Here is a 23424-nt window from a genome sequence, read left to right on the forward strand (position 1 = left end):
GATCTGCCTCTTGCAATATCCGAACAATCTGTTCGTCTGAAAACCGTGCTCTCTTCATACCTGCTCCTTAGGTTGAAGGAGTCATTATCTCTAAAAGCTTTTGGTCTGAAAATCCCAGGACAGGTCACATCTAGGGCGCCTTGGTAAAGCAGGCCGTATGCTGTAGTTACGCCAGGTAAATTGTAGTTTCCAACCACTACGATAGTTCCAGCGCTCGCCCCACCATTTGGGCCATAAAAATTCAGGCCTGACGATGTGTCAGTCCCGCTAGCTTTCAAAATTGTCTTGGCTGGGCCAATTTTGTTCCAGCTATTTACGCTAGGGATCAACAGAGGACCGCGATAGAGAAGGCCGTAATTGGTTGTGGGTGTAGTGGTGGTATCCATGTTGATGCCTGTAAGGAAGACATCGCTAGAGTTGCCAATACCTCTTACTCCGGTAATCTCGGTCGATCCTGCAGGAAAATAGGGCTCAGTGAAGTATTGAATGCTTGCCGTTGCTGGAGTAGAGGATGAGCTTCCGCCGCCGCATGCAACTAGCGCTCCAGAGGCTCCAAGCGCACCAATACCTTTGAGTGCGAGACGGCGATTAACGTTGATGGTATTCATATTGTCCTTGTTGAATTTTCTTCGTGCGTGGATTGTTTGTGGGCTAATAAGAGTGCTGTGTAGATGCCCTGTGGGATCCAAGCTCAGAGATTAAATCTCTAAGTTATCAATCAGTCTTGTTTTGCCGAGCTTAGCTGCTGTCAAAATAACAAGTGGCTCACCTGCTTGCAGTTGTTCGTTCGATGCTGGGGCTAAATCGCTTTGCTGGCGAATGGCAATGTAGTCTGGTTGCCAGCCACGTTTCGCTAAAGAAGCAACTGCAGCTTTTTCAATCTCGGAGATGGATTGGCTATTACGATCCTTCAGTTGGATGACGCGCTCCCGGACTTCTTTGAGCGCCTTCATTAACTCTGGTGCTTCAGCGCGCTCTTCAGTGGAGAGGTAGCCGTTACGTGAAGAGAGGGCCAGGCCATCCTCTGCACGAATAGTTTCACCAGGAATAATTTCCACAGGTAAAGCAAACTGCTTAGCCATCTGACGAATAATCATCAGCTGCTGATAATCTTTTTTACCAAATACGGCAACCTTAGGTTGCACGCAAGAAAAGAGTTTTAGTATAACGGTGCAAACGCCCTTAAAGAAACCTGGGCGGAACTCGCCTTCGAGGATGTCACCTAATTGTTGCGGTGGGTCGACTCGATATTCTTGGGGCTGTGGATAAAGATCGCGCTCGGTAGGTGCAAACAGGATGTACACACCTTCTTTTTCCAGCTTGTCGATATCCGCTTGCATAGTGCGTGGGTAGCTATCAAAATCTTCGTTGGGACCAAACTGCAAGCGGTTTACAAAGATGCTGGCTACAACAGGATCACCATGCTGTCTTGCCAAGCGCATCAAGGAGAGGTGACCTTCATGAAGGTTGCCCATTGTGGGTACAAATGAGGCGCGGTTTTGACCTCTTAAGTGGTCGCGTAATTCTTGGATGTCGCTAATAATTTTCATGCAACAGGCGTGTAGGCGAGGCGCACATAGATTGGGGCGTAGGGCTCAGCTTGAGTAATTTCTACCAATGCTTCACGTGAGAGTTCAAGCATGGCGATGAAGTTCACGATGACAACAGGTATGCCCTTGCCAGAGTTAATGGCCTCTTCAAATAACTCGCTGAACTCAACAAATTTAGTGCTTTGTAGACGACGCAAAATACGTGTCATGAAGTCTCGCACAGATAATTCTTCGCGAGTGATGGTGTGGTGCTGTGTGAGTTTGGCGCGGTGCAAAACATCACGCCAAGCCATTTGTAAGTCTTCTACATTGACGTCTGGCCAAGCAATGGCGACAGTAGTATCCACATAACCATGGGCTACCTGGAAATCACGACCTTGCTGTGGAATCTGATCTAGCTCTTGAGCGGCAAGCTTCATGCGCTCGTATTCCAAGAGGCGCCGTACTAATTCTGCACGTGGATCTTCTACCTCTTCTTCGCTGTCCGCCTTCTTCATCGGCAGGAGCATGCGAGATTTAATTTCAATCAACATTGCTGCCATGAGTAGATACTCGGCAGCAAGTTCAAGATTGTGATGACGAATTTGATCAACATAACTCAGGTACTGTTGAGTAACCTGTGCCATTGGAATATCGAGTACGTTGAAGTTCTGTTTGCGAATCAGGTACAGCAATAGATCCAAGGGGCCTTCAAATGCCTCTAGAAAAACTTCTAGAGCATCTGGTGGAATATAGAGATCGGTAGGAAGCTTAAAAAGTGGTTCGCCATAAAGTTTGGCGAAAGCGGCCGACATGCCATCGGTAACCGATGGAGTGCTGTCGAGCAAATCCGACATCGGCTGTGCGCTAGGCTCAGTCATTCGAGTACACGTAAGCGCGTTGCTTAATATTTGCCTCTTTGGCGCGACGCTGATCTTCAACGCTTAATGGCTCTTTGTCCCAAAGGAGGGCGCGTCCAGCTTGCTGTTCAGCCTCGAGGTTTGGATGCTCGGTTTTGAGTTCAGTTAAGAACTGGGTGATTTCAGATTGATATCTTGCCATGGCATTTCCTAAAATACTCAATAAATTCAATAACTTATGAAATTAATTCGCAAAGTTATCTATGGACTACAACCGCCATTATAGGTGCTTTTTAGGGGGCTTTTTACAAGTTTGCAGCCAGCAAAGCCTCAATTTGAGGGGCTTCCACGCGAGTCATCAGGTGCTTGTAAGGCTTGATTGGGTTTTTGCTGGAAAGAGGGGTATTGATGTCTTCCCAGGAGAGGGGTAGAAGGGAGAAGAATTCTTCAACTCCTGCGGCTACTTGAGGAATAACCGGCTTGAGATACAGGCTCATCATCCGGAATGCTTCCAGGGTAATACTGCAAACCCGTTGCAGCTCAGCTTCACGCTCTGGATCTTTAGCGATTTCCCATGGCTTGTTCTCATCTACAAAGCCGTTTACTTTGTCAGCCAACTCCATCACGGTACGCAGTGCTTTTGCGTATTCACGTCCCTCATAAAGTTCTGCAATTTTGTCGCTCGATGATGCAATTTCTTTGAGGAGTGGATTGCTCATTGCTTCATCAGAAACAACGCCGCCAAATCGTTTTACTAAGAAGCCTGCGCTACGACTCGCAATATTGATGTACTTACCGAGTAAGTCACTATTTACACGCGCAACAAAGTCTTGAAGATTCAAATCTAAATCTTCCATGCTGTCATTGAGCTTGGTTGCGAAGTAGTAACGGAACCACTCTGGATTAAAACCACATTCGATCACGCTGTTGGCAGAAATCAAGGTGCCACGTGACTTACTCATCTTCTCGCCATCAACAGTTAAGAAGCCGTGAGCAAAAACATTAGTTGGTGTGCGATAGCCAGCAAACTTTAAAGTCGCAGGCCAAAACAAAGTGTGGAAATACAGAATATCTTTGCCAATGAAATGGTATTGCTCAGTAGTGGTATCTGGCTTAACCCACTCATCAAAATTAAGACCTTTAGCTTGGCAGTAATTGAGGAAGCTGGCGTAATAACCAATCGGGGCGTCAAGCCACACGTAGAAGTATTTGCCTGGTGCGTCAGGGATCTCGAACCCGAAATACGGGGCATCGCGGGAGATATCCCAGTCTCCCAGCTTGCTTTCGCCAGGCTGGCCAACCCATTCTTTCATCTTATTGCGAGCCTCAGGCTGCAATGGTGTTTTGACTTGCGTCCAGTCGCGTAAGAACTCTTCGCAGCGTGGATCAGACAACTTAAAAAAGTAGTGATCAGAAATCTTTTTGATGGGTGTTGCGCCACTCACTACCGAGAAAGGATTCTTTAAGTCAGTAGGTGAGTACGTTGCACCACACTTTTCACAGTTGTCGCCGTATTGATCTTTAGCGCCGCATTTAGGGCACTCGCCTTTAATAAAGCGATCCGGTAGGAACATTTCTTTAACAGGATCGTAAGCTTGCTCAATCGCACGCTTTTCAATCAAGCCAGCATCACGTAGCTTGAGATAAATACTTTGCGCTAACTTCTCATTCTCGGGACTATCTGTAGTGTAGTAGTTATCAAACGAAATGAGGAAGTTATCAAAGTCGCGCTTATGCTCTTTCCAAACATTGGCGATCAGTTCTTTAGGGGTAATACCTTCTTTTTCAGCGCGCAACATGATGGGAGTGCCATGCGTATCGTCGGCGCCAACGTAATGCACTTCATGACCGCGCATTCTTTGAAAGCGAACCCAAATATCGGTCTGTACGTATTCCACCAAATGGCCAATATGGATCTGACCATTGGCATACGGTAAGGCGGAGGTGACAAGAAGGCGGCGTTGAGAACTGCTCATGTAATACGGACTTAAATAAGAAGGTTAGAAGGTTCAATAGGGTGCAACACTCAATTATGCTGGCTAATGCAGTGATTTTAGTCTGCGGTTAAAGTAAAGCTCCGCGGAGTGTTCCTTAACCCCGATAAAATTGAGTTCAGCCCGACTTTAGAGAGTATTTTATGGCAGCAAAACCAACCATTCAGATGTCTTCTGCCTCCGTGCCCTTGGTGCATGAGGTCGAAGTTATGGATGAGCTGGGGCGCCTTAAAACTACCCATATTCCCGGGGAGCGCCCTTTAACCATTTATTTGGATAAGCGTGAAGTGGTAACGCTGATGACCTTGGGAAGTGCTCCAGAGGCCCTAGTCTTGGGTTATTTGCGTAACCAGCGCCTCGTGGAGTCTCCTGATGACATCGAGAGCATCCAGGTGGATTGGGAGACCGATTCAGCCGCTGTTAAAACCCGCAGAAGCACGGTAGATATTGATGCTCTAACCAGCAAGCGGGTAGTAACCACCGGTTGCGGTCAGGGGACGATGTTCGGTGGCTTGATAGAAGAGATGTCTGAGATTCAGCTACCCGAGGGGCCGCTACTCTCTCAAGAGGCAATAGTTGCCTTGATTGACTCGATTCGGATGCATGACACGATCTATAAGAAGTCTGGCTCGGTTCATGCTTGCGCAGTTTTTGAGCGGGACGGCAAGGATGGAGTGCGTCTTTTGCACTTCATTGAGGATGTTGGCCGTCATAACGCAGTCGACTCGATTTCTGGCTTGATGTGGCTAGCTAATAAGCCGGGCAAGGATTTGATTTTCTTTACTACGGGGCGCCTGACCTCAGAGATGGTCATCAAGGGTGCTCAGATGGGTATTCCATTCCTCTTGACCCGCTCGGGCGTTACCTTGATGGGCCTCGAGCTGGCACGAAAGACTAATCTGACCATCCTCTCTCGCTGCTCTGGTAAACACTTCGAGATCTATAACGCCCCGGAGAGGGTCGTTTTTAGCCAAAAACCCCAATAAATTCGTGGGCAGGGGAGGGCGAAGGTTTTACAATTCGGCCATGACTATTAAATCAGACCACTGGATCCGCCGCATGGGCGAGCAAGGCATGATCAGCCCATTTGAACCTGGGCAAGTTCGCCAAGACGCCGCCGGCAACAAAATCGTAAGTTATGGCACTTCAAGCTATGGCTATGACATTCGTTGTGCAAACGAATTCAAAATCTTTACGAACATCAATAGCACCATTGTTGATCCGAAGAATTTCGATGAACAATCATTCGTCGACTTCAAAGGCGATGTTTGTATCATTCCACCAAACTCTTTTGCACTTGCCAGAACGGTTGAGTACTTCAAGATTCCACGAAGCGTTTTAACCGTCTGCGTTGGTAAGAGTACATATGCTCGCTGCGGCATTATTGTGAACGTCACCCCATTTGAGCCTGAGTGGGAAGGTTATGTCACTCTAGAATTTTCAAACACCACGCCATTGCCTGCAAAAATTTATGCGGGTGAAGGCTGTGCGCAAGTACTCTTCTTTGAGAGTGATGAAGTCTGTGGCACTTCCTATAAAGATCGCGGCGGTAAGTATCAAGGTCAGCGGGGCGTTACCCTGCCAAAGACCTAAGACATTACGGTAGTGCGTAAATTTCTTTTTAATCGCCGTCCTACGAGGATTAATTTAGAGGAATATCGCGCCACACTTTCGCGCTCAGAAATGGCGCGCCCAGAGAATAACTTTTACCATTGGCTACTAGGCACCAGCTGGACTAGCTTTATGCTGCTAGTCGTTTTTGTGTATCTTGCAACAAACCTTCTATTTGCTTTTGCTTACATCGCATGTGGGGATGGCGCTATTACTCATGCCCAGCCAGGCTCTTTATTGGATGTTTTCTTCTTTAGCGTTCAGACAATGGCAACAATCGGTTATGGTCGAATGACTCCTGTGGGAAGCTGGCCTAATGCGATCGTGACCTTTGAGGCATTCTTTGGAATTGTTTACTCAGCCCTGACTACGGGATTAGCATTTGCTCGATTTACAAGGCCCACTGCAGGAGTACGCTTTTCTAAGGTGGCGGTAGTGGGCAGTCATAACGGCGTCAAAACATTTAAGTTTCGCGTGGCAAATGATCGTAGCTCTCATATTGTTGAGGCGCAATTACGTTTGTGGTTGATTGCAGAAAGCATGACAAGTGAGGGCGAGCGTTATCGCAGGTCAGTCGAGTTACAGTTGCATCGCTCCGAAAGTCCGGTCTTCTCTTTAACCTGGACGGCGATGCATAGTGTTGATGATAATAGCGCCTTAAAAGAGTACTTGGGTAAAGCGGCCATTGAGCAACAATGGCATTTATTGATAACCTTTACTGGTTACCATGAGAGCCTAGCCAATCAAGTCTATGCACGCCATGTTTACTTACCTAGAAATGTGCAGCAAAATGCGACCTTCGTCGATATAGTCACAGTTTTGCCAGATGGTGGTCGGGTCATTGACCTTGCCAATTTTGATAAGTGGATTCCGGGTAATTCGGATAAGTTAGCAGGGGAGTTTTTATGAAATTTCGTTTTCCAATCATCATTATTGATGAGGACTTCCGCTCCGAAAATATTTCGGGTTCGGGAATTCGTGACCTCGCCGAGGCGATTGAGAATGAGGGTATGGAAGTTATTGGCTTAACTAGCTATGGCGACCTAACTTCGTTTGCTCAGCAGGCTTCTCGTGCATCTTCATTTATCGTCTCGATTGATGATGAAGAATTTGACTCTGACTCTGAAGACAATGATCTTCCAGCCCTAAATAACTTGCGCGCCTTTATTACTGAAGTTCGCAAGCGTAACGAAGATATTCCCATCTTCTTGTATGGCGAGACACGTACCTCACGTCATATGCCTAATGACATCTTGCGCGAGTTGCATGGTTTCATTCACATGAATGAAGACACTCCAGAATTCGTGGCACGTCATATTATTCGTGAAGCAAAAGTCTATTTGGATTCATTAGCGCCGCCATTCTTCCGCGCGTTAACTAACTACGCCTCTGAGGGTTCATATTCTTGGCATTGCCCTGGCCACTCTGGTGGCGTGGCTTTCTTAAAGAGCCCAGTGGGCAGAATGTTCCATCAGTTCTTTGGTGAGAACATGTTACGTGCTGACGTCTGTAACGCTGTGGAGGAATTGGGTCAACTTCTGGACCATACGGGACCAGTGCTGCAGAGCGAGCGCAATGCTGCACGTATCTTTAATGCTGATCATTTGTTCTTTGTAACGAATGGAACATCTACTTCAAACAAGATTGTTTGGCACTCTACAGTTGCGCCTGGCGACGTAGTCCTAGTTGACCGCAATTGCCATAAGTCTGTAATTCATTCCATCACCATGATGGGCGCGATCCCGATCTTCTTAATGCCTACCCGTAATCACTTGGGCATTATTGGACCGATTCCTAAAGAAGAGTTTGAGTGGAAAAACATCAAGAAGAAAATTGATGCCAATCCGTTTATTAAGGATAAGAATGTAGTTCCTCGTGTGATGACGCTGACCCAAAGTACATACGATGGCATCGTCTACAACGTTGAGATGATTAAAGAGATGCTGGACGGCAAAGTTGATTCTTTGCATTTCGATGAAGCTTGGTTGCCGCACGCAGCATTCCATCCCTTCTATAAAGACATGCATGCCATTGGTTCAGATCGTAAGCGTACCAAGAAGAGTTTGATGTTTGCTACGCAATCAACTCACAAGTTGCTGGCTGGTTTGTCTCAGGCTTCACAAGTATTGGTGCAGGATGCAGAAGATACCAAGCTTGATCGTGATTGCTTCAATGAAGCCTATTTGATGCACACTTCTACTAGCCCACAGTACGCCATCATTGCTTCATGCGATGTCTCGGCTGCTATGATGGAATCTCCTGGCGGCACAACCTTGGTTGAAGAGTCTATTGCCGAAGCGATGGACTTCCGCCGAGCCATGCGTGAGGTGGATGATAAGTTTGGGGCCGACTGGTGGTTCAAGGTTTGGGGCCCAGATCATTTAGCTGAAGAGGGTATTGGCGAGCGCTCTGATTGGGTCTTGGAGCCATCCGCTGCCTGGCATGACTTTGGCAAGCTGGCTAAAGACTTCAATATGTTGGACCCAATTAAGGCAACCGTAGTTACGCCTGGATTGGATATTGAGGGCAACTTTGGCTCTATGGGTATCCCTGCGAGCATTGTGACTAAGTATCTTGCTGAGCATGGCGTGATTGTTGAGAAGTGTGGTTTGTACTCCTTCTTCATTATGTTCACGATCGGAATTACCAAAGGCCGTTGGAATACCCTCGTTACTGAGTTGCAACAGTTCAAAGATCACTTTGATAAAAATGCTCCACTTTGGAAAGTATTGCCTGAGTTTGTGGCTAAGCACCCACGCTACGAGCGTGTTGGCTTGAAAGATATTTGCCAGCAAATTCATGAGTTCTATAAGAGCCGTGACGTGGCACGCATGACTACTGAGATGTATACCTCAGATATGGTTCCAGCAATGATGCCTTCAGAAGCATGGGCAAAAATGGCACACAAAGAAGTAGATCGTATGCCGCTGGATCAATTGGAGGGGCGCGTAACTGCCATGTTGGTGACTCCATATCCTCCAGGTATTCCGTTGTTGATTCCTGGTGAGCGTTTTAACAAGCGCATCATTGGCTATCTCTACTTTGCTAGAGACTTCAATGAGAAGTTCCCTGGATTTGAGACTGACATTCATGGACTTGTTAAAACCAGTGTCGATGGCAAGAGCGAATACTACGTCGATTGCGTGAGACAAGAGCGCGATATTACTCTCTAATAAATAAGGCCCTTAAGGGCCTTATTTATTAATGCTAGATCAGTTTCTATTTCAGCAATACCGATGGTGATGCTGGGATGCTTCCCGGAATTTTCTGCAACGACATAAATTGGGATAGTAGCTTAATGGCGAGTGGTGAGTAACCATTGTTTTGGCTGGGGATGCTATAGACACTACCATCCAAGCCTTCAATGGTTGAAAAGGGTCTTGTTTGAGGTTTATCTTTATCGACTACTAACAATGCATACTCATTCGAGGTCTTTTTGTTGCTGTTAAAAGTAGTGGCTGTTGGGGGTAGCGTCAGCATATAAGGTGGATCAGCTAATTGGGCTTTCACTACCTGGCCTAGGAACTCAAATATATTGTTCGTTGAGCGTATCCGAATTTCAGCCTTGGGCAGTGCTTTCTTAGTAAGGTTGCCCTTCTTTAGCTCTTGTGCCAGTGTTTCTTGGCAGAAGAGTTCATCGCCAAACTCTTCCCGGACAAAGTTTTCGTACTTATTGGCATTGATGCAGAGTTTATATTTTTTTGATACTTGGATTGGTTGAAATATAAGCTCAGAGGGTAGGCCGACTTTTTGCAAAATGATATCTGCGCTCTTCATGGCTTCCAGCGTGTTACCTCCAAAATTTGCCTTAAGAGAGCTCATGCTTGCTGGAGGGCCAATCTTTTGGGAGGTATCTACCAGGTAAGCACCAAGACCGTAGCCAATTAATTTATAAAGTCGCTTTTGAAACTCTGGATAGTCAGGTCTTAGCGGGTTGTTGATCAGATAAGTTTGCGAGCCGTCAGGCTGAGTAATAATAATTTCGTCAACCACTAGACTGAGGAGAACTTCTTTTGGTATGTGATTGTGTTCAAAATACTTCACCATCTCTATTGGGAGTTCACTTAGGTAGCCCTTCCAAAATACTGCGTTATCCAGGGAGGATTGTGTGAAGTTAAAAGTATTACCAACCGATAGCGACACTCCGGGGGTAATGCTGTTAAGTCCACCGCTAATCGGAAGATAGCTGGCGTTGTAAGGCAGAATGCCGCCCGAGAAAAATGCGCTTGCATATGGAGTTGCAGTAATAGAGCCCGAGCCGTTGATTGTTGGCATATCTAAAAAACTCACCGGACGATCTTCAGAGGAACGCAAAATATTCTGAAAAATCATATTGATCTGATATTGCTCAAGCGTGTTGGCATACTTTGAGGACATCGCGCTGAAGTCAGGGGCTGTTGCTGATCCGCAGCCGTTTAGCACAAGGGGGAGTATCCACAATGGAAGCGTCTTGCGAATTAAGGAAGGAAAGTTCATTTTGTTAACCATTTTGAATTTTCCCTAGCGTAATGGATTTTTAAGACAAAGACCCACTCTTGGCACGAATTTGGGGAAAACCCCCTCCTTTAATTGGGGGGTGCTACTTGATTGGCTTATCCAGTTGAAACGTCACTGGAGCATCCTCGTCCACTTTATTGGAGGATGCCTCTGGTTTGCCCTCTTGATTGCCGGTGAAATTAAAGTCTTGGCTCTGAACTATGGCGGCAGGCTTATCTAGGAGTGTCGTAACTAATGCCGGGAATGCCATTACCAGCACGACCATTACTAGCTGTAGGCCTACCCAAGGCAGGGCGCCCCAATAGATATCACTACTTTTCACTTCTTTAGGTGCTACGCCTCTCAGGTAGAAGAGGGCAAAACCAAAAGGCGGATGCATAAAAGAAGTCTGCATATTCACACAGAGCATGACCCCAAACCACACTAGTGCCGCACTGGCTGCTGCTTGAGGATTGCCATTCATGGAATCGAGCAATACCGGTGAAAGTAATTTCACTGCTACTGGTGCCAACATCGGCACAACGATGAAGGCGATTTCAAAGAAGTCTAAGAAGAAGGCCAAAAAGAAAACAAACAGATTCACAACGATTAAGAATCCAATCCAACCACCAGGTAGATTAGAGAAAAGTTCTTCCACCCAGAAACCACCATCCACTCCTTGAAACACAACAGAAAAGCAGGTTGATCCAATGAGAATAAAAACCACCATGGCAGTAATACGCATGGTGTTTTGATAGGCCTCTTGTACTAATCCTTTGAGATTAGGAATACTTGCACGGCGCAGCCAAGCGAGAAGAAGTGCACCCATTGCACCCATGGCACCAGATTCTGTAGGGGTGGCAATGCCAGTCATGATGGTACCCAGAACCAGGAAGATCAGGACCGCTGATGGGATGATCCCCATGAGACATTTTTTCCAAAGTGCCCAGCCTTTGAGTGTGAGATCACTCTCTGGGACTGGCGGTAGATAGTCGGGGCGAACACGACTCAGGAAGAAGGTATACAGGGCAAAAAGAGCAATCTGCAAAAGCGATGGACCCCATGCGCCGAGATACATGCTGCCCACATCCGCACTGCCGCTTTGTGTTTTGAGTTGGTCTGCCAGCACAATCAATACTAATGATGGGGGCACTAACTGCGTAATGGTCCCAGAGGCTGCTAAAACGCCCGTAGCGTAGCGCATGTTGTATCCGTAACGCATCATTACCGGTAAAGAAATCATCGCCATAGCGATCACCTGAGCAGCTACAGTGCCAGTGATAGCGCCCAAGATAAATCCAACGATGATCACGGAGTAACCAAGGCCGCCACGCACGCGCCCAAATAGTTGGCCCATCGAGTCGAGCATTTCTTCTGCGAGACCGCAGCGCTCTAAGATAGCGCCCATGAAAGTAAAGAAGGGAATGGCCAATAGTAGATCATTGGCAAGCACGCTACCAAAGATGCGCTGCGGAATAGCTTGCAAAAATGGCATTCCAAAGAAACCTTCGCTGATCGCAATGGCTGAGAAAAATAAACCCGCAGCCATGAGTGAAAAGGCAACCGGGAAGCCAATCAACATAAAGACGATTAGCCCGCCAAACATGAGGGGCGGCATCCACTCTAATGGGATCATTGCATTGGCTTTTCGTAATGGAGGTCTTCGGCGGGGACGGTGGTTTTGCCCTGCAAAGCACCGATGCGTTTAATGATTTCTGAAATACCTTGCAGGCTCAGCATAAAAAACCCAAAGGGCACCACAAACTTAATGGGGTAGCGCGCCAATCCACCAGAGTTCAGTGAGTGCTCCATTACCAACCATGAGGGATAAAAAAGGGTGGTCCATGAGAGCCATGCGAATAAGAGGCAGGCAGGCATTAAAAAGAAGACTAGGCCAAAGAGATCAATCCACAAACGTCCCCGATCAGAGAGTTGTGAGTAGATTAAATCTACACGCACATGCTCATTGCGTTTGAGTGTGTAAGACGTACCGAGCATGACCGCAGCTGCAAAAAGATACCACTGCAGTTCTAGTGGCCAGTTGTTGCTGACATCCAATCCATAGCGGAGTATGGCATTGAGTGCGGATACGATACAGGACAGCAAAATCATGATGCTGGCTGTCTTGCCCAGAAGCTGGTTTACACGATCAATGCCTGCAGAAAGTTTGGACCAAAACCCCATGCACTTTAGAGGTCTGCGCGACCCCGTTTGATGGCGGCAAGCACTTGGGCTGGGGCAGTGCCACCAGCATGTTGGCGTGATTGTACTGAGCCATCAACGGTAAGTAATGCAAATACATCATCACTGATGAGTTCAGGGCGGTTATCTAAGCCGCATGCAAAACGAAGTTCTGAGAGGCTTAAATCTGTCAGCATACAGTTTCTGCCTACGCAAGCCTTAACAGCGTGTGCAACCGCTTCATGGGCATCGCGGAAAGCTAAGCCTTTTTTAACCAAGTAGTCAGCCAAGTCGGTTGCTGTTGCAAAGCCTTCTTCAGCAGCCTTCTTCATTACTTCTGCTTTCACTTCAATGTGCGGAACCATGTCAGCAAAAATACGCAGGGTATCTTGAACGGTATCTACCGCATCAAATAAGGGCTCTTTATCTTCTTGATTATCTTTGTTGTAAGCCAACGGCTGACCTTTCATCAAGGTCAACAAGGAAATTAGATCACCATAAACACGACCAGTCTTGCCGCGTGCTAATTCTGGGACATCCGGATTTTTCTTTTGCGGCATGATCGAGCTACCCGTGCAGAAGCGGTCTGGCAGATCAATAAAGCCAAAGCGCGGGCTCAGCCATAAGATCAACTCTTCAGATAGACGTGATACGTGCATCATCAAGATAGATGAGAAGGCGCAGAACTCAATCGCAAAGTCGCGATCAGAAACGGCATCCAAAGAGTTATTACAAATACCATCAAAACCTAAGATCTTGGCTACTTGCTCACGATCGATGGGGTAGGTGGTTCCAGCTAATGCTGCTGCACCTAAGGGCAGTCGATTAAAGCGGGCGCGTAAATCTGTTAAGCGACTTGCATCACGACTAAACATTTCGTAATAGGCCATTAAGTGGTGACCAAAAGTAATTGGTTGCGCCACTTGTAAATGAGTGTGACCAGGCATGATGGTGGAAGCATGTTTTTCAGCTAAATCCAAAAGCGCTAGGCGTAAAGATTTGAGAGTGACTGCAATCTCATCAACGCTGCTACGCAACCATAGGCGCAAATCTGTTGCTACTTGGTCATTACGTGAGCGACCTGTATGCAAACGCTTGCCGGCATCGCCTACTAATGCGGTTAAGCGTGCCTCGATGTTCAGGTGAACATCTTCCAGTGCTAGTTGCCAATTAAATTGACCAGACTCGATTTCGCTCTTGATTTGAGCCATACCCTTTTGGATATCGGCTAAATCTTGGCTGCTAATGATCTTTTGGGTGGCCAGCATTTCAGCATGGGCGAGGGAGCCGGCAATATCAACCATCGCAAAGCGTTGATCAAAGCCAATAGAGGCGGTATAACGCTGAACGAGTTCGTCGACAGGTTCTGCAAAACGGGCCGACCAAGCTTGGGCTTTGTTGGCTAAGGAATTATTTGATGAGCTCATAAACACAGTATATTGGTGTAGGTCTTTGATTATTTTAAATGTTATGTCCCAAACCCTGAATTCCTCCCCATCTGGCGCTCCAAAGCGCCTCGTAATCGCCTCCCGCGAAAGTCGCCTAGCTATGTGGCAGGCCGAGCACGTCCGGGATTGCCTTAATAAGCTCTATCCAGGCTGCGATGTCCAGATTCTGGGGATGACCACCCGTGGGGACCAGATTTTGGACAGAGCCCTCTCTAAAGTGGGTGGCAAAGGGCTTTTTGTGAAAGAGCTCGAAACCGCATTAGAGGATGGTCGCGCCGATTTAGCGGTTCATTCCTTAAAGGATGTCCCAATGGTAATGCCCGAGGGATTTGATCTTTCTTGCGTTATGGCCAGGGAAGATGCGCGCGATGCCTTTGTATCCAATGATTACGCCAGTCTTGAGGATCTTCCTCATGGGGCAATTGTGGGCACATCGAGCTTGCGACGTGAGTCAGTGCTACGCGCAAAGTTCCCTCATTTGGTTATAGAGCCATTGCGCGGAAATTTAGACACCCGTATGGGCAAGTTAGACCGTGGTGAATATCAAGCCATTATTTTGGCAGCCGCCGGCTTAAAGCGTTTGGGTTTAGAGTCACGCATTCGTGCATTCTTGCCATATGATCCTTACACCCCTGCAGCGGGCCAAGGTGCTTTAGGTATCGAGACATTAAGCAAGCATCCCAACATCAAACAATGGCTTGCTCCATTAAATGACTTGCCAACCTTGTTTGCTGTCTCTGCTGAACGTATGGTGTCTCGTCAATTGGGCGGGTCATGTGAGGTCCCACTTGCTGCGCACGCAGTATGGGATCAGAATCAAATGAACATTCGCTCTTTTGTAGCGAGTGTTGATGGAAAAGCTATTTGCTTGGCCATCGGTAGTGCTCAGGTGAAATCAGTTGAGGATGCGGAGGCCTTGGGTCTTGCAGTCGCAAAAGACTTGCTGTCACAAGGCGCCGCAGATTTAATTCCAACACTTCCTAAGTAATACAAAGCGCGATCTTCATCAGCATGAGCACCAAAACAATCATTGTTACTCGGCCTGCTGGTCAAGCGCGTCAATTGATTGAAGTCCTCTCCCGCGCCATCGAAGCCAGTGGCGTAGGAAAGCGTAGTCTGCCAGAGATACTTTCATTGCCTTTGTTAACCATTGCTCCAAAGTTGGATGAGCACTTGGCAGGCCATATTGCTGCTGCCTTAGATGATGCGGATCTTGCAATCTTTGTTAGCCCAAATGCCATCGAGAGTGTGATGCGTTTACTGGAGCGGGATTGGCAAGACCTTTCCAGGAAGGTGATTCCGATTGGTGTGATGGGGGGCAGCAGTCATCTTGCCCTGAAAAATCATGGCATTGGCCTGGAGGATCACCCAACACCGATCATCATCCCCAAAAATAATGAAAACTGGGACTCTGAGGGTTTGTGGAATGAGCTTCAATCTCTGCAATGGGATTGGCAGGATAAAAAGGTAGTGATCTTTAAAGGTGAAGGTGGTCGTGATTGGCTGGCTGACACATTAAGGAAGGCAGGCGCCACTGTGGAGGTTATTTCAACTTACACACGCATACCTTTGGATATTGACAATCCTTCTTGGCAACTGGTGCGAGAAATGGATTTGAGCAAATCTCTTTGGCTACTCACTTCTTCTGAGGCTGTTCGCTATCTTGGCGAAGTCATGAAGGATCAATTTACACAAAACCTCAATGTCGCTAGTGCGCTATGTCCACATCACAATATTGCGGATGCGGCTGAAATGATTGGGTTTGGTGAAGTCTTTACGAGTGAGCCGGGCGATGAAGCTTTAATCAAGTCAACCCTAGCTTGGCTGACAATCTAAAAGTAAAAGCGAATAACTAACGCTTTGCAGTCTGCAGTAAGGCAGGCAAGAAAATCTCATTTACCAAAATAGGATGACCCTTTAAGTGATAGAGGGTACGTCGTGCCCATAAGGGTGAGCCCAAGCCGGCAAAGTGCTTAGAGCACTTTTTCCACAATTCACTGCTTTTATCTAGGCGCGCAATATCGCGCGGCGGCTTTGCCTTAGAGTGTTTGCGAGTTTTACTAAATAAGACCGCACCCAAAGGTTTGGTGCCTAAGCGCAAGACCTGATGATTGCTACCACTGGAGCTTAAAGTCGGAATGACACTGTGTGCCATCACTAAAGGAACGCCATTTGAGCAGAGCAATACTTCCCGCGCTCTGCAGCGTCTGAGTCTGAAATGAAAATAGCGACTTTCGTCGCTATTGAGTGATTGAGGGCAGTCACGCAAAACCTGAACTTCTAGTTTGTGCCCAATTGCCTTCTCAATTTTTTGGGTGAGAGACCCGGTATCGCTTAGCCAAGGTTGCCACTCGCGTGGCGCCCGATGGATTTCACCGGAACCGACTCGATTCCATGCAGAACGGAGACGATTGCGGTGAATCATTTTTAGCTACCGCTAAAGCTACGACGTTGACCGCCGGCCTTTGGTTTAGCAAAACGTGGGCCGCCTGCTGGACGTGAGTCACCAGAGCGAGCCGGACGTGAGTCAGCAGAACGCGCGGGACGTGAATCAGCAGAACGCGCAGGACGTGAATCGCCTGAACGACTACCACCTGCATTGCCACCACCGAAGCCGCCGCCAGAGCGAGACTCTGAACGAGCGCCTGAGCCGTAACGACCGCCGCCACCGCCACCAGAGCGATTGCCACCACCGAAGCCGCCGCCAGAGCGACCGCCACCAGGACGACCACCGCCACCACCAAAGCTAGGCTTGGCTTGTGGCTCAAGACCAGCGATGACTGAAGCAACGATATCTTGCTGTGTAAAGCGTTCGATGTTGCGGATCTTCGCACGATCACGATGTTCAACTAAAGTGATAGCAACACCATTACGACCTGCACGACCTGTACGACCGATACGATGCGTATAGTCTTCTGGTTTCATTGGCAAGCCAAAGTTAATCACGTGACTAATACGTGGCACATCGATACCGCGGGCCGCTACGTCAGTCGCAACCAAAATCTTGGTGTGACCTTTACGTAAAGATTCGAGACGGCGCATACGCACAGCTTGAGGCATTGCACCATGTAGGGCAGTTGCTTCATAGCCATTTGCACGCAATGTGTCAGCAATTTTTTCACTCTCAACTTGAGTGCTTGCAAACACAACCGCTTGATCCAAATCGGCATCAGCCAAAATGTGTTCGAGCAATTTATGCTTGTGTGACATGCTGTCAGCCCAATGCAACTTCTGTTCAATGTTGGCGTGCTTTTCACCTGCGTGAGCAAGTTCAATACGCTTAGCATCTGTAGTCAACTCATTTGCTAAAGACATGATCTTTGGCGCAAAAGTTGCAGAGAACATCAAAGTTTGGTTACGGCCTGCGCAACGCTTATCAATAGCCTCGAGGTCATCAGCGAAGCCCATGTCGAGCATGCGATCAGCTTCGTCGATAACGAGTTGTTTTACATCGTCCAGGCGAATTGCTTTGCTATCGCACAAGTCGAGCAAACGACCTGGAGTTGCAACAACTAACAATGCACCTTTCAATGCCTGGATCTGCTTGCCGTAAGGCATGCCACCCATCACAGTTGCGATACGGATACCTTTCATGCCGCGAACTAAGTTCACTGCATCGGCTGCAACCTGTTGAGCTAATTCACGAGTAGGGCAGAGCACTAACACTTTAGGCTGTGCGCGACCTGGTACAGGTGAGTTGTTCGGGTTGTCTTCGATGAGTTGATTAATCAAAGGCAATAAAAAGGCTGCGGTTTTACCGCTACCAGTTTGGCTGCTAACCAATAAGTCACCACCAGCTAAAGCTGCAGGAATAACCTGAGCTTGCACGGAAGTGGCTTGGGTATAACCCAGTTCAGCAACGTTTTTAAGGAGTGATGCCGCTAGGGCAAAATTCTGGAACTCAGTTCCAGTGCTCTTTGAGTCTTTCGACTCGTGATTAGTTTCTTTAGAAAAAGTCATGCTATTACACATCCCCTTTAAGGGATGTCTCCGTATGTTGCACCCATGGTTTTTTATAGGGTGCGATGGTCAAAGGCATCGACCATCAGACAAGCGGCAGCGTTGTTGTGTTTATGACTTCTAAACTAATCGCTGAAATAGAGCTGGGGGGCGATGAATCAAATTGCTTTAAAAAGCCTCCTATTATGGCATTTTCAGCACTCGATTACAAGGGTATTCCCGACTTATTTAACAAATGGAGAGATAAAGCCTCATCTAGCGGGGTGAGTAATTCAACTATTGCTTGCTTGGCTCTCTATTTGAGATAACGCAAAAGCCACTCAGTCATTTTTCCGTATGGAGGGCGTGCCGTTTTGGTTCCCTTAAAAAGGTTTAAATCAAAGAAGCCGCGTACTTCCAGAATTGACTTTTGATGGCTGAAGGTATCAAAACCTGCTTTGCCGTGATAGCTACCCATGCCACTCGCACCGACGCCACCAAAAGGAAGATCCTCAATGGTGATATGTAAGAGTGTGTCATTAATGGTGACGCCCCCAGAACGTGTTTCATTTAAGACCCGCTTCATATTTTTTTTGTCTTTGCCAAACCAATAAAGAGCCAATGGATTTGGCTTGTTGTTTACATAAGCAATCGCTGCCGAGGTATCCGCAATGGTGATGATTGGCAGAATGGGTCCAAAGATTTCTTCATGAAGAATTCGGGCTTCTGGTGGAACATTAAGCAATACGATAGGTTCAAATGGTCTTGCACCAGCACCGGGGTTATTCAGTAAGGGAATCACTTTTGCGCCACGGTCTAGCGCATCGCTGACTAGGTGCTGCCAGTATTCCAGTTGTCGCTCATCAATGGGGCCTGTTAGTTCTTCCGGGTTACTAAATTGAGCTTGAGCTGCAGTTTGTAGCTCTTGAATACATTCTTCTTGAATGCTTTGCTCTAGCAAAATATAGTCAGGGGCAATACAGGTTTGGCCACCATTGAGTAACTTGCCATAAACAACCGAGGCGGTAGCATCTTTAAGATTGGCGCTCTTATCAATAATGACGGGCGTTGTGCCGCCCAACTCCAAAGTCACTGGTGTGAGATTTTCTGCGGCGGCACGCATCACTTTTTTGCCAATGGTTCCTGAGCCAGTGAAGAAAAGGTGATTAAAAGGTAGTGCTGCAAATTTCTCGGCCACTTCTGGGCCCCCGGTAGTGACGCAGAACTCGCTAGGGTGGAAATATTCTTGAATGAGACTTGCAATAAATCCTGAGGTGCGTGAGCTTCGTTCAGAAGGCTTGAGCCAAACGCGATTACCAGCAGCAAAAGCGGCGATCGCGGGAATGAGCGCCAATTGAACCGGATAGTTCCACGGACTCAGAATGCCAACCACGCCCAGCGATTGACTTTCAACCCAGGCTTGTGAGGCGCCCATGTGGAATGGAGCTTCTCTTTGCTCCGGCTTCATCCATTCTTTGAGATGCTTACGGGTGTACTTACATGCCTGATAAATCATTTGGCATTCAGCAAGTCTTGTCTCTACTGGATGGCGCACCCCGAAGTCAGCTTCGAGGGCTTTGCAGATTTTCTCTTCATTTGCCTCGATCATTTTTTCAATGCGGGCAATTCGATCCAGTCTCACTTCGAGGGTAGGGTTTGGTTCTGCAGCGTAGGCTGCTTTCATTTCATCGAGCTGGATAGTGAAGCGATTCATGGTCTATTAATAGTTGGCAGGTATTGGAATAAGGCATTAGGATAAAGCCATGGAAACAAATTTAGATAAAAAAGAACCCCTTTTAGAGCGCGCCACCTTGGGTGGAGGTTGTTTTTGGTGTCTTGAGGCGGTTTATCAGCAAATTATTGGTGTTCGGTCTGTGGTTTCTGGCTACGCCGGTGGCGCCAGACCCAATCCAACTTATGAGGCCGTCTGCACTGGTGTATCAGGGCATGCCGAGATTGTCGACATCTTATTTGATCCGCAAATCGTTTCATTCAGGGATTTATTGGAAATCCTTTTTGTCATTCATGACCCAACTACCTTGAACTATCAAGGCAATGATCATGGCACGCAATATCGCTCAGTGATTTTTACTCATAGTGAAAAGCAATCTCAGATTGCGCACGAGGTAGTGAAAGAGCTTGAGGATTCAAAAATCTACGCCAATCCAGTGGTGACGCAGATCGATGCTGCCCCAACTATTTATCCCGCAGAAGACTACCACCAGAACTATTTTCAGCAACATCCTAATCAAGGTTATTGCATGGCAGTAGTTGCACCCAAGCTGGCCAAATTTAGAGCGAAATTTAAATCGCTCATAGCGCCACAGTATTCCTGAGGATTAACAGTCTTTAGGGGGCTAGGCGGTTCACTCGCCACCCGGCACCCTCTAACTTGTAGTGCATGCGGTCATGCAGCCTAGAGGGGCGGCCTTGCCAGAATTCAATTTCAGTAGGGCGTAGGCGGTAGCCACCCCAATGCTCTGGGCGCGGAGGGGTATCGCCAAACTCCGCCTTAAATCGCTTTTCTGCTTCTTCTAAAAATTCACGGTTTGGGATAGCAGCGCTTTGAGGTGAAGCCCAAGCACCAATTCTGGAGGCAGATGGGCGGGAATGGAAGTACTCATCGCTTTCAGCTGCACTAACCCGTTCAACAACACCCTGAATACGTACTTGGCGCTCTAATTCATGCCAATGAAAGAGGAGGGCTGCCTGAGGGCGGATAGCCAAGTCTTTGCCTTTTTGGCTCTCGTAGTTGGTAAAAAAGGTAAAGCCGTTTTGATCTGCGCCTTTTAGTAAGACAATACGGGCTGATGGATTGCCTGATTTATCCGCTGTTGCAAGGGTCATAGAGTTAGGTTCCGGGCACTCCGCCTTCACAGCTTGGTCAAACCAAAGCTTGAAAAACTGGAGGGGGTCCTGAGGAACCTCGGTCTCTGAGAGTTGACCAAAGGTATAGTTTTTGCGGAGTTGTGCAATGGAGTCCATTTATTCAGTATAAAGAGAAGCTATGGCAGAAGACAAGGTAGAAGGCAGCTTAGAAAATCGTCGTTTTGGTGGGGTTTCACGACTCTATGGGCCAGAACTGCGCGAGCGCTTTCTGAATGCAACAGTGGTGGTAGCTGGTCTAGGTGGAGTGGGATCCTGGGCGGCAGAGGCCTTAGCTCGCACCGGTATCGGACATCTTGTCATCATTGATTTTGATCACATCTCTGAGAGCAATACCAATCGACAGTTGCACGCCATAGAAGGGCAGTACGGCAAGGCAAAGGTCGAAGCAATGACACAACGTATTCTGCAAATTAATCCCGAAATCAAACTGACTTCTTGTGATGAGTTTTTAGAGCCAGAAAACTTAGATCGACTCATTCCGGCTAATGCATTGGTATTGGATGCGACTGATTCAGTGCAAACCAAAATTGCTTTATCAGTTTGGGCTGTCAAAAATAATCGCGCTTTAGTAATGTGTGGTGCTGCTGGCGGCAAGTCAGATCCCACATCTGTACGCTGTGAAGATCTTTCCAGAACCGAACAAGATGCATTGTTAGCCAAGGTTCGCCAAGGACTAAGGCAGGATCATGGTTTCTCCAGAAATCTCAAGAAAAAAATTGGCATTCGTGCGATCTATTCGCATGAACCACGAGCGGGGGCTTCCAGCGGAGGTCTAGCTTGCTCGGGCTATGGCTCAACCGTGATGGTGACGGCTGCCTGCGGGCTTGCCGCTGCCGCAGAAATTCTGAACCTCATCTCTGCTCGGTAAGATTTTCTTAAAAATTGCCGTAAATCCTTAAGGGGATTCCCTGTAGGAAATTACTGATTCTTTTGCAGTCAGAAATTATTTATCTCAAACTCCACCTTGATTTAAAAGGCATTTCTTTTCTTATCCAAATAGTTTTATTCATTTAGTTACTTTAGTAATTTTCCTCCCCTAGTGCTTGTCGCTTGTCCTCCCTAGACTTTGCTCCGTTGGTAAATCGCCAACGACAAATCGAAAGGAGGTCTCTCTTGCAGACTGAACACACTGGTTTAAAGCGCCATCTCAAAGTACGGCATATTCGTTTGATGGCCTTGGGCTCAACAATCGGCGTCGGATTATTTCTGGGGTCGGCAAGCGCAATTCAAATAGCGGGCCCATCCATTCTTCTAGGTTATTTGCTCGCAGGTATTGTTGCCTTTATTGTGCTGCGTACGCTTGGTGAGATGGCGGTGCATGAACCTGTAGCTGGTTCTTTCGCGGCCTACGCGAATACCTATGTAGGCCCACTAGCAGGGTATATGGTGGGCTGGGGGTATTGGACTTATTGGATCGTAGTTGGAATTGCTGAAGTTACAGCAGTTGGCATCTATATGAGTATTTGGTTTCCCGAGACGCCTCAGTGGATTTGGGCGCTTTCTTCGATTCTGATGATGGGTTTAATCAATCTAATTGCCGTAAAGGTATTTGGAGAGTTTGAGTTTTGGTTTGCTCTGATCAAAGTAGTGGCGATTGTCGCGATGATTGCACTGGGAGGTTCGGTCATCTTGTTTGGTTTTACGAATGATTGGCAGCCCATTGGCCTGAGTAATTTATGGCAGCACGGCGGTTTCTTTCCAAATGGTATTAGTGGAATGTTGCTCTCATTGCAAATGGTCTTGTTTGCCTATGTTGGTATAGAAATGATTGGTCTTTCTGCGGGCGAGGCTGAGAACCCACACAAAACTATTCCCATGGCTATTGACTCATTGGCCTGGCGCATTCTGATTTTTTACATGGGCGCCATCCTAGTCATTTTGGCAATCTTTCCTTGGAATCAAGTTGGACAGCAAGGTAGCCCATTTGTAGTGATGTTTGAAAGGCTGGGTTTGCGAGAGGCAGCAGGCTTAATTAACTTTGTCGTGATCACGGCAGCACTTTCTTCTTGTAACGCTGGCATCTTTAGTGGTGGACGCTTGTTGTACTCCTTATCATCTAACGGATACGCTCCTAGATCTTTTTCAAAGCTCTCTAGGTACGGCGTTCCTCATCGTGCGGTGATGACCACAGTCGGAGTCTGCATGTCAGGTGTAGTGCTCAACTACTTTGTACCCGACAAAGCCTTTCACTACATGATGGCTGCAGTGACCTTTATCGGTCTCATGGTCTGGATTGCGATCTTGATTACGCAGATCAAATTCCGTCGCTCGCTCTCTAAATCGCAAGTGGCGGAGTTAGGGTATCGCGCTCCTTGGTGGCCTTATTCCTCATGGTTTGCTCTGGCATTTATTGGCTTAGTAGTGGTGCTAATGGGCTTTCATGAGGATGCACGGATCGCACTCATCGTGGGGCCGTGTTTATTGGGCGTGTATCTCGCAATGTTTTATGTCGTGGGACTACATCGCAAAACAGCAAACCAGCGTGACTTTAAATAAT

The 23424-nt window shown here is 47.4% G+C and carries 23 protein-coding genes; 10 read left to right on the plus strand and 13 right to left on the minus strand.

From position 1 onward, the window contains the following. The 5 genes from ICN39_RS06730 to metG form a co-directional block, all read right to left on the minus strand. Positions 1-608, minus strand: a 608-nt coding sequence (locus tag ICN39_RS06730; protein ID WP_216233291.1) for a hypothetical protein, incomplete at its 3' end; no start/stop codon positions are given. A gap of 90 nt (positions 609-698) precedes the next feature. Next, on the minus strand, positions 699-1550 hold the full coding sequence (gene panC / locus ICN39_RS06735; protein ID WP_216233292.1) for a pantoate--beta-alanine ligase: 852 nt from the start codon (positions 1548-1550) through the stop codon (positions 699-701). Next, positions 1547-2410: a ScpA family protein gene (locus ICN39_RS06740; RefSeq protein WP_216233293.1), complete on the minus strand. Its 864-nt coding sequence runs from the start codon at positions 2408-2410 to the stop codon at positions 1547-1549. Before ICN39_RS06740 ends, panC begins: the two co-directional genes overlap by 4 nt. Then, on the minus strand, positions 2403-2591 hold the full coding sequence (locus ICN39_RS06745; RefSeq protein WP_216233294.1) for a DUF3460 family protein: 189 nt from the start codon (positions 2589-2591) through the stop codon (positions 2403-2405). The genes ICN39_RS06740 and ICN39_RS06745 overlap by 8 nt, the downstream gene beginning before the upstream one ends. 103 nt (positions 2592-2694) lie before the next feature. Continuing rightward, positions 2695-4365 carry a methionine--tRNA ligase gene (metG, locus tag ICN39_RS06750; protein ID WP_216233295.1) on the minus strand — a complete coding sequence of 557 codons (1671 nt, stop codon included), beginning with the start codon at positions 4363-4365 and terminating at the stop codon, positions 2695-2697. Positions 4366-4526: 161 nt separating this feature from the next. Between metG and ICN39_RS06755 the strand changes: the two genes are divergently transcribed. Genes ICN39_RS06755 through ICN39_RS06770 form a run of 4 tightly spaced genes read left to right on the plus strand, consistent with a single transcriptional unit; the run spans position 4527 to position 9167 of the window. After that, entirely contained in the window at positions 4527-5369 is an 843-nt protein-coding gene (locus ICN39_RS06755) for a formate dehydrogenase accessory sulfurtransferase FdhD (RefSeq protein ID WP_216233296.1), read from the plus strand. 40 nt (positions 5370-5409) lie between these two features. Then, the gene (gene dcd, locus ICN39_RS06760) at positions 5410-5976 is read left to right on the plus strand and encodes a dCTP deaminase (RefSeq protein WP_011902492.1); all 567 of its coding nucleotides are present in this window, start codon (positions 5410-5412) and stop codon (positions 5974-5976) included. A 12-nt stretch (positions 5977-5988) separates the two neighbouring features. Continuing rightward, a complete protein-coding gene (locus ICN39_RS06765) occupies positions 5989-6903 on the plus strand; it encodes an ion channel (RefSeq protein WP_216233297.1) in 915 nt (304 codons plus the stop codon). After that, the gene (locus ICN39_RS06770) at positions 6900-9167 is read left to right on the plus strand and encodes an arginine/lysine/ornithine decarboxylase (RefSeq protein ID WP_216233298.1); all 2268 of its coding nucleotides are present in this window, start codon (positions 6900-6902) and stop codon (positions 9165-9167) included. Before ICN39_RS06765 ends, ICN39_RS06770 begins: the two co-directional genes overlap by 4 nt. Positions 9168-9213: 46 nt before the next feature. On the opposite strand, the gene ICN39_RS06775 is transcribed toward ICN39_RS06770, so the two are convergent. The 4 genes from ICN39_RS06775 to argH all read right to left on the minus strand — a co-directional run bounded on the left by ICN39_RS06775 (position 9214) and on the right by argH (position 14078). Then, positions 9214-10470 (minus strand): hypothetical protein, encoded by a 1257-nt coding sequence (locus ICN39_RS06775; protein WP_216233299.1) that lies wholly within the window; start codon positions 10468-10470, stop codon positions 9214-9216. A 103-nt stretch (positions 10471-10573) separates the two neighbouring features. After that, a complete protein-coding gene (locus ICN39_RS06780; protein ID WP_216233300.1) occupies positions 10574-12106 on the minus strand; it encodes a TRAP transporter large permease subunit in 1533 nt (510 codons plus the stop codon). Next, positions 12103-12654, minus strand: a complete 552-nt coding sequence (locus ICN39_RS06785; RefSeq protein ID WP_216233301.1) for a TRAP transporter small permease subunit — start codon at positions 12652-12654, stop codon at positions 12103-12105. Before ICN39_RS06785 ends, ICN39_RS06780 begins: the two co-directional genes overlap by 4 nt. A 5-nt stretch (positions 12655-12659) precedes the next feature. Continuing rightward, positions 12660-14078 (minus strand): argininosuccinate lyase, encoded by a 1419-nt coding sequence (gene argH / locus ICN39_RS06790; RefSeq protein ID WP_216233302.1) that lies wholly within the window; start codon positions 14076-14078, stop codon positions 12660-12662. 43 nt (positions 14079-14121) lie between these two features. Here argH and hemC point away from each other — a divergent pair, with 43 nt between their 5' ends. After that, positions 14122-15087 carry a hydroxymethylbilane synthase gene (hemC, locus tag ICN39_RS06795; protein ID WP_216233303.1) on the plus strand — a complete coding sequence of 322 codons (966 nt, stop codon included), beginning with the start codon at positions 14122-14124 and terminating at the stop codon, positions 15085-15087. A gap of 23 nt (positions 15088-15110) precedes the next feature. Further along, the gene (locus tag ICN39_RS06800) at positions 15111-15935 is read left to right on the plus strand and encodes a uroporphyrinogen-III synthase (RefSeq protein ID WP_216233304.1); all 825 of its coding nucleotides are present in this window, start codon (positions 15111-15113) and stop codon (positions 15933-15935) included. Between the two features lie 16 nt (positions 15936-15951). On the opposite strand, the gene ICN39_RS06805 is transcribed toward ICN39_RS06800, so the two are convergent. Next, positions 15952-16524, minus strand: a complete 573-nt coding sequence (locus tag ICN39_RS06805; protein ID WP_216233305.1) for a chorismate lyase — start codon at positions 16522-16524, stop codon at positions 15952-15954. A 2-nt stretch (positions 16525-16526) separates the two neighbouring features. Continuing rightward, a complete protein-coding gene (locus ICN39_RS06810; RefSeq protein WP_216233306.1) occupies positions 16527-18059 on the minus strand; it encodes a DEAD/DEAH box helicase in 1533 nt (510 codons plus the stop codon). Positions 18060-18124: 65 nt separating this feature from the next. On the opposite strand from ICN39_RS06810, the gene ICN39_RS06815 reads away from it, so the two are divergent. Next, positions 18125-18367 carry a hypothetical protein gene (locus ICN39_RS06815; RefSeq protein WP_216233307.1) on the plus strand — a complete coding sequence of 81 codons (243 nt, stop codon included), beginning with the start codon at positions 18125-18127 and terminating at the stop codon, positions 18365-18367. Here ICN39_RS06815 and ICN39_RS06820 read toward each other — a convergent pair. Further along, positions 18355-19752, minus strand: a complete 1398-nt coding sequence (locus ICN39_RS06820) for a coniferyl aldehyde dehydrogenase (RefSeq protein ID WP_216233308.1) — start codon at positions 19750-19752, stop codon at positions 18355-18357. The two genes, ICN39_RS06815 and ICN39_RS06820, sit on opposite strands and share 13 nt — an antisense overlap. Before the next feature lie 49 nt (positions 19753-19801). On the opposite strand from ICN39_RS06820, the gene msrA reads away from it, so the two are divergent. Then, positions 19802-20374 (plus strand): peptide-methionine (S)-S-oxide reductase MsrA, encoded by a 573-nt coding sequence (gene msrA, locus ICN39_RS06825; RefSeq protein ID WP_216233309.1) that lies wholly within the window; start codon positions 19802-19804, stop codon positions 20372-20374. A 13-nt stretch (positions 20375-20387) separates the two neighbouring features. On the opposite strand, the gene pdxH is transcribed toward msrA, so the two are convergent. Next, positions 20388-21023, minus strand: coding sequence for a pyridoxamine 5'-phosphate oxidase (gene pdxH / locus ICN39_RS06830; RefSeq protein ID WP_216233310.1), 636 nt, complete (start codon positions 21021-21023; stop codon positions 20388-20390). 22 nt (positions 21024-21045) lie between these two features. On the opposite strand from pdxH, the gene ICN39_RS06835 reads away from it, so the two are divergent. Continuing rightward, positions 21046-21795, plus strand: coding sequence for a ThiF family adenylyltransferase (locus ICN39_RS06835; RefSeq protein ID WP_216233311.1), 750 nt, complete (start codon positions 21046-21048; stop codon positions 21793-21795). Positions 21796-22040: 245 nt separating this feature from the next. Next, on the plus strand, positions 22041-23423 hold the full coding sequence (locus ICN39_RS06840; RefSeq protein ID WP_216233312.1) for an amino acid permease: 1383 nt from the start codon (positions 22041-22043) through the stop codon (positions 23421-23423). Position 23424 lies beyond the last annotated feature (1 nt).

Source organism: Polynucleobacter sp. AP-Reno-20A-A9, assembly GCF_018882085.1.
Classification (GTDB): Bacteria; Pseudomonadota; Gammaproteobacteria; order Burkholderiales; family Burkholderiaceae; genus Polynucleobacter.

Excerpts from the sequence above, each read along its gene's own strand:
- hemC (WP_216233303.1), top strand. The coding sequence starts at position 14,122 with ATGTCCCAAACCCTGAATTCCTCCCCATCTGGCGCTCCAAAGCGCCTC.
- metG (WP_216233295.1), bottom strand. The coding sequence starts at position 4,365 with ATGAGCAGTTCTCAACGCCGCCTTCTTGTCACCTCCGCCTTACCGTAT.
- ICN39_RS06745 (WP_216233294.1), bottom strand. The coding sequence starts at position 2,591 with ATGGCAAGATATCAATCTGAAATCACCCAGTTCTTAACTGAACTCAAA.
- ICN39_RS06755 (WP_216233296.1), top strand. The coding sequence starts at position 4,527 with ATGGCAGCAAAACCAACCATTCAGATGTCTTCTGCCTCCGTGCCCTTG.
- ICN39_RS06810 (WP_216233306.1), bottom strand. The coding sequence starts at position 18,059 with ATGACTTTTTCTAAAGAAACTAATCACGAGTCGAAAGACTCAAAGAGC.
- dcd (WP_011902492.1), top strand. The coding sequence starts at position 5,410 with ATGACTATTAAATCAGACCACTGGATCCGCCGCATGGGCGAGCAAGGC.
- ICN39_RS06740 (WP_216233293.1), bottom strand. The coding sequence starts at position 2,410 with ATGACTGAGCCTAGCGCACAGCCGATGTCGGATTTGCTCGACAGCACT.
- pdxH (WP_216233310.1), bottom strand. The coding sequence starts at position 21,023 with ATGGACTCCATTGCACAACTCCGCAAAAACTATACCTTTGGTCAACTC.
- ICN39_RS06780 (WP_216233300.1), bottom strand. The coding sequence starts at position 12,106 with ATGATCCCATTAGAGTGGATGCCGCCCCTCATGTTTGGCGGGCTAATC.
- msrA (WP_216233309.1), top strand. The coding sequence starts at position 19,802 with ATGGAAACAAATTTAGATAAAAAAGAACCCCTTTTAGAGCGCGCCACC.
- argH (WP_216233302.1), bottom strand. The coding sequence starts at position 14,078 with ATGAGCTCATCAAATAATTCCTTAGCCAACAAAGCCCAAGCTTGGTCG.
- ICN39_RS06835 (WP_216233311.1), top strand. The coding sequence starts at position 21,046 with ATGGCAGAAGACAAGGTAGAAGGCAGCTTAGAAAATCGTCGTTTTGGT.
- ICN39_RS06770 (WP_216233298.1), top strand. The coding sequence starts at position 6,900 with ATGAAATTTCGTTTTCCAATCATCATTATTGATGAGGACTTCCGCTCC.
- ICN39_RS06805 (WP_216233305.1), bottom strand. The coding sequence starts at position 16,524 with ATGATTCACCGCAATCGTCTCCGTTCTGCATGGAATCGAGTCGGTTCC.
- ICN39_RS06800 (WP_216233304.1), top strand. The coding sequence starts at position 15,111 with ATGAGCACCAAAACAATCATTGTTACTCGGCCTGCTGGTCAAGCGCGT.
- ICN39_RS06785 (WP_216233301.1), bottom strand. The coding sequence starts at position 12,654 with ATGGGGTTTTGGTCCAAACTTTCTGCAGGCATTGATCGTGTAAACCAG.
- panC (WP_216233292.1), bottom strand. The coding sequence starts at position 1,550 with ATGAAAATTATTAGCGACATCCAAGAATTACGCGACCACTTAAGAGGT.
- ICN39_RS06775 (WP_216233299.1), bottom strand. The coding sequence starts at position 10,470 with ATGAACTTTCCTTCCTTAATTCGCAAGACGCTTCCATTGTGGATACTC.
- ICN39_RS06815 (WP_216233307.1), top strand. The coding sequence starts at position 18,125 with ATGGTCAAAGGCATCGACCATCAGACAAGCGGCAGCGTTGTTGTGTTT.
- ICN39_RS06820 (WP_216233308.1), bottom strand. The coding sequence starts at position 19,752 with ATGAATCGCTTCACTATCCAGCTCGATGAAATGAAAGCAGCCTACGCT.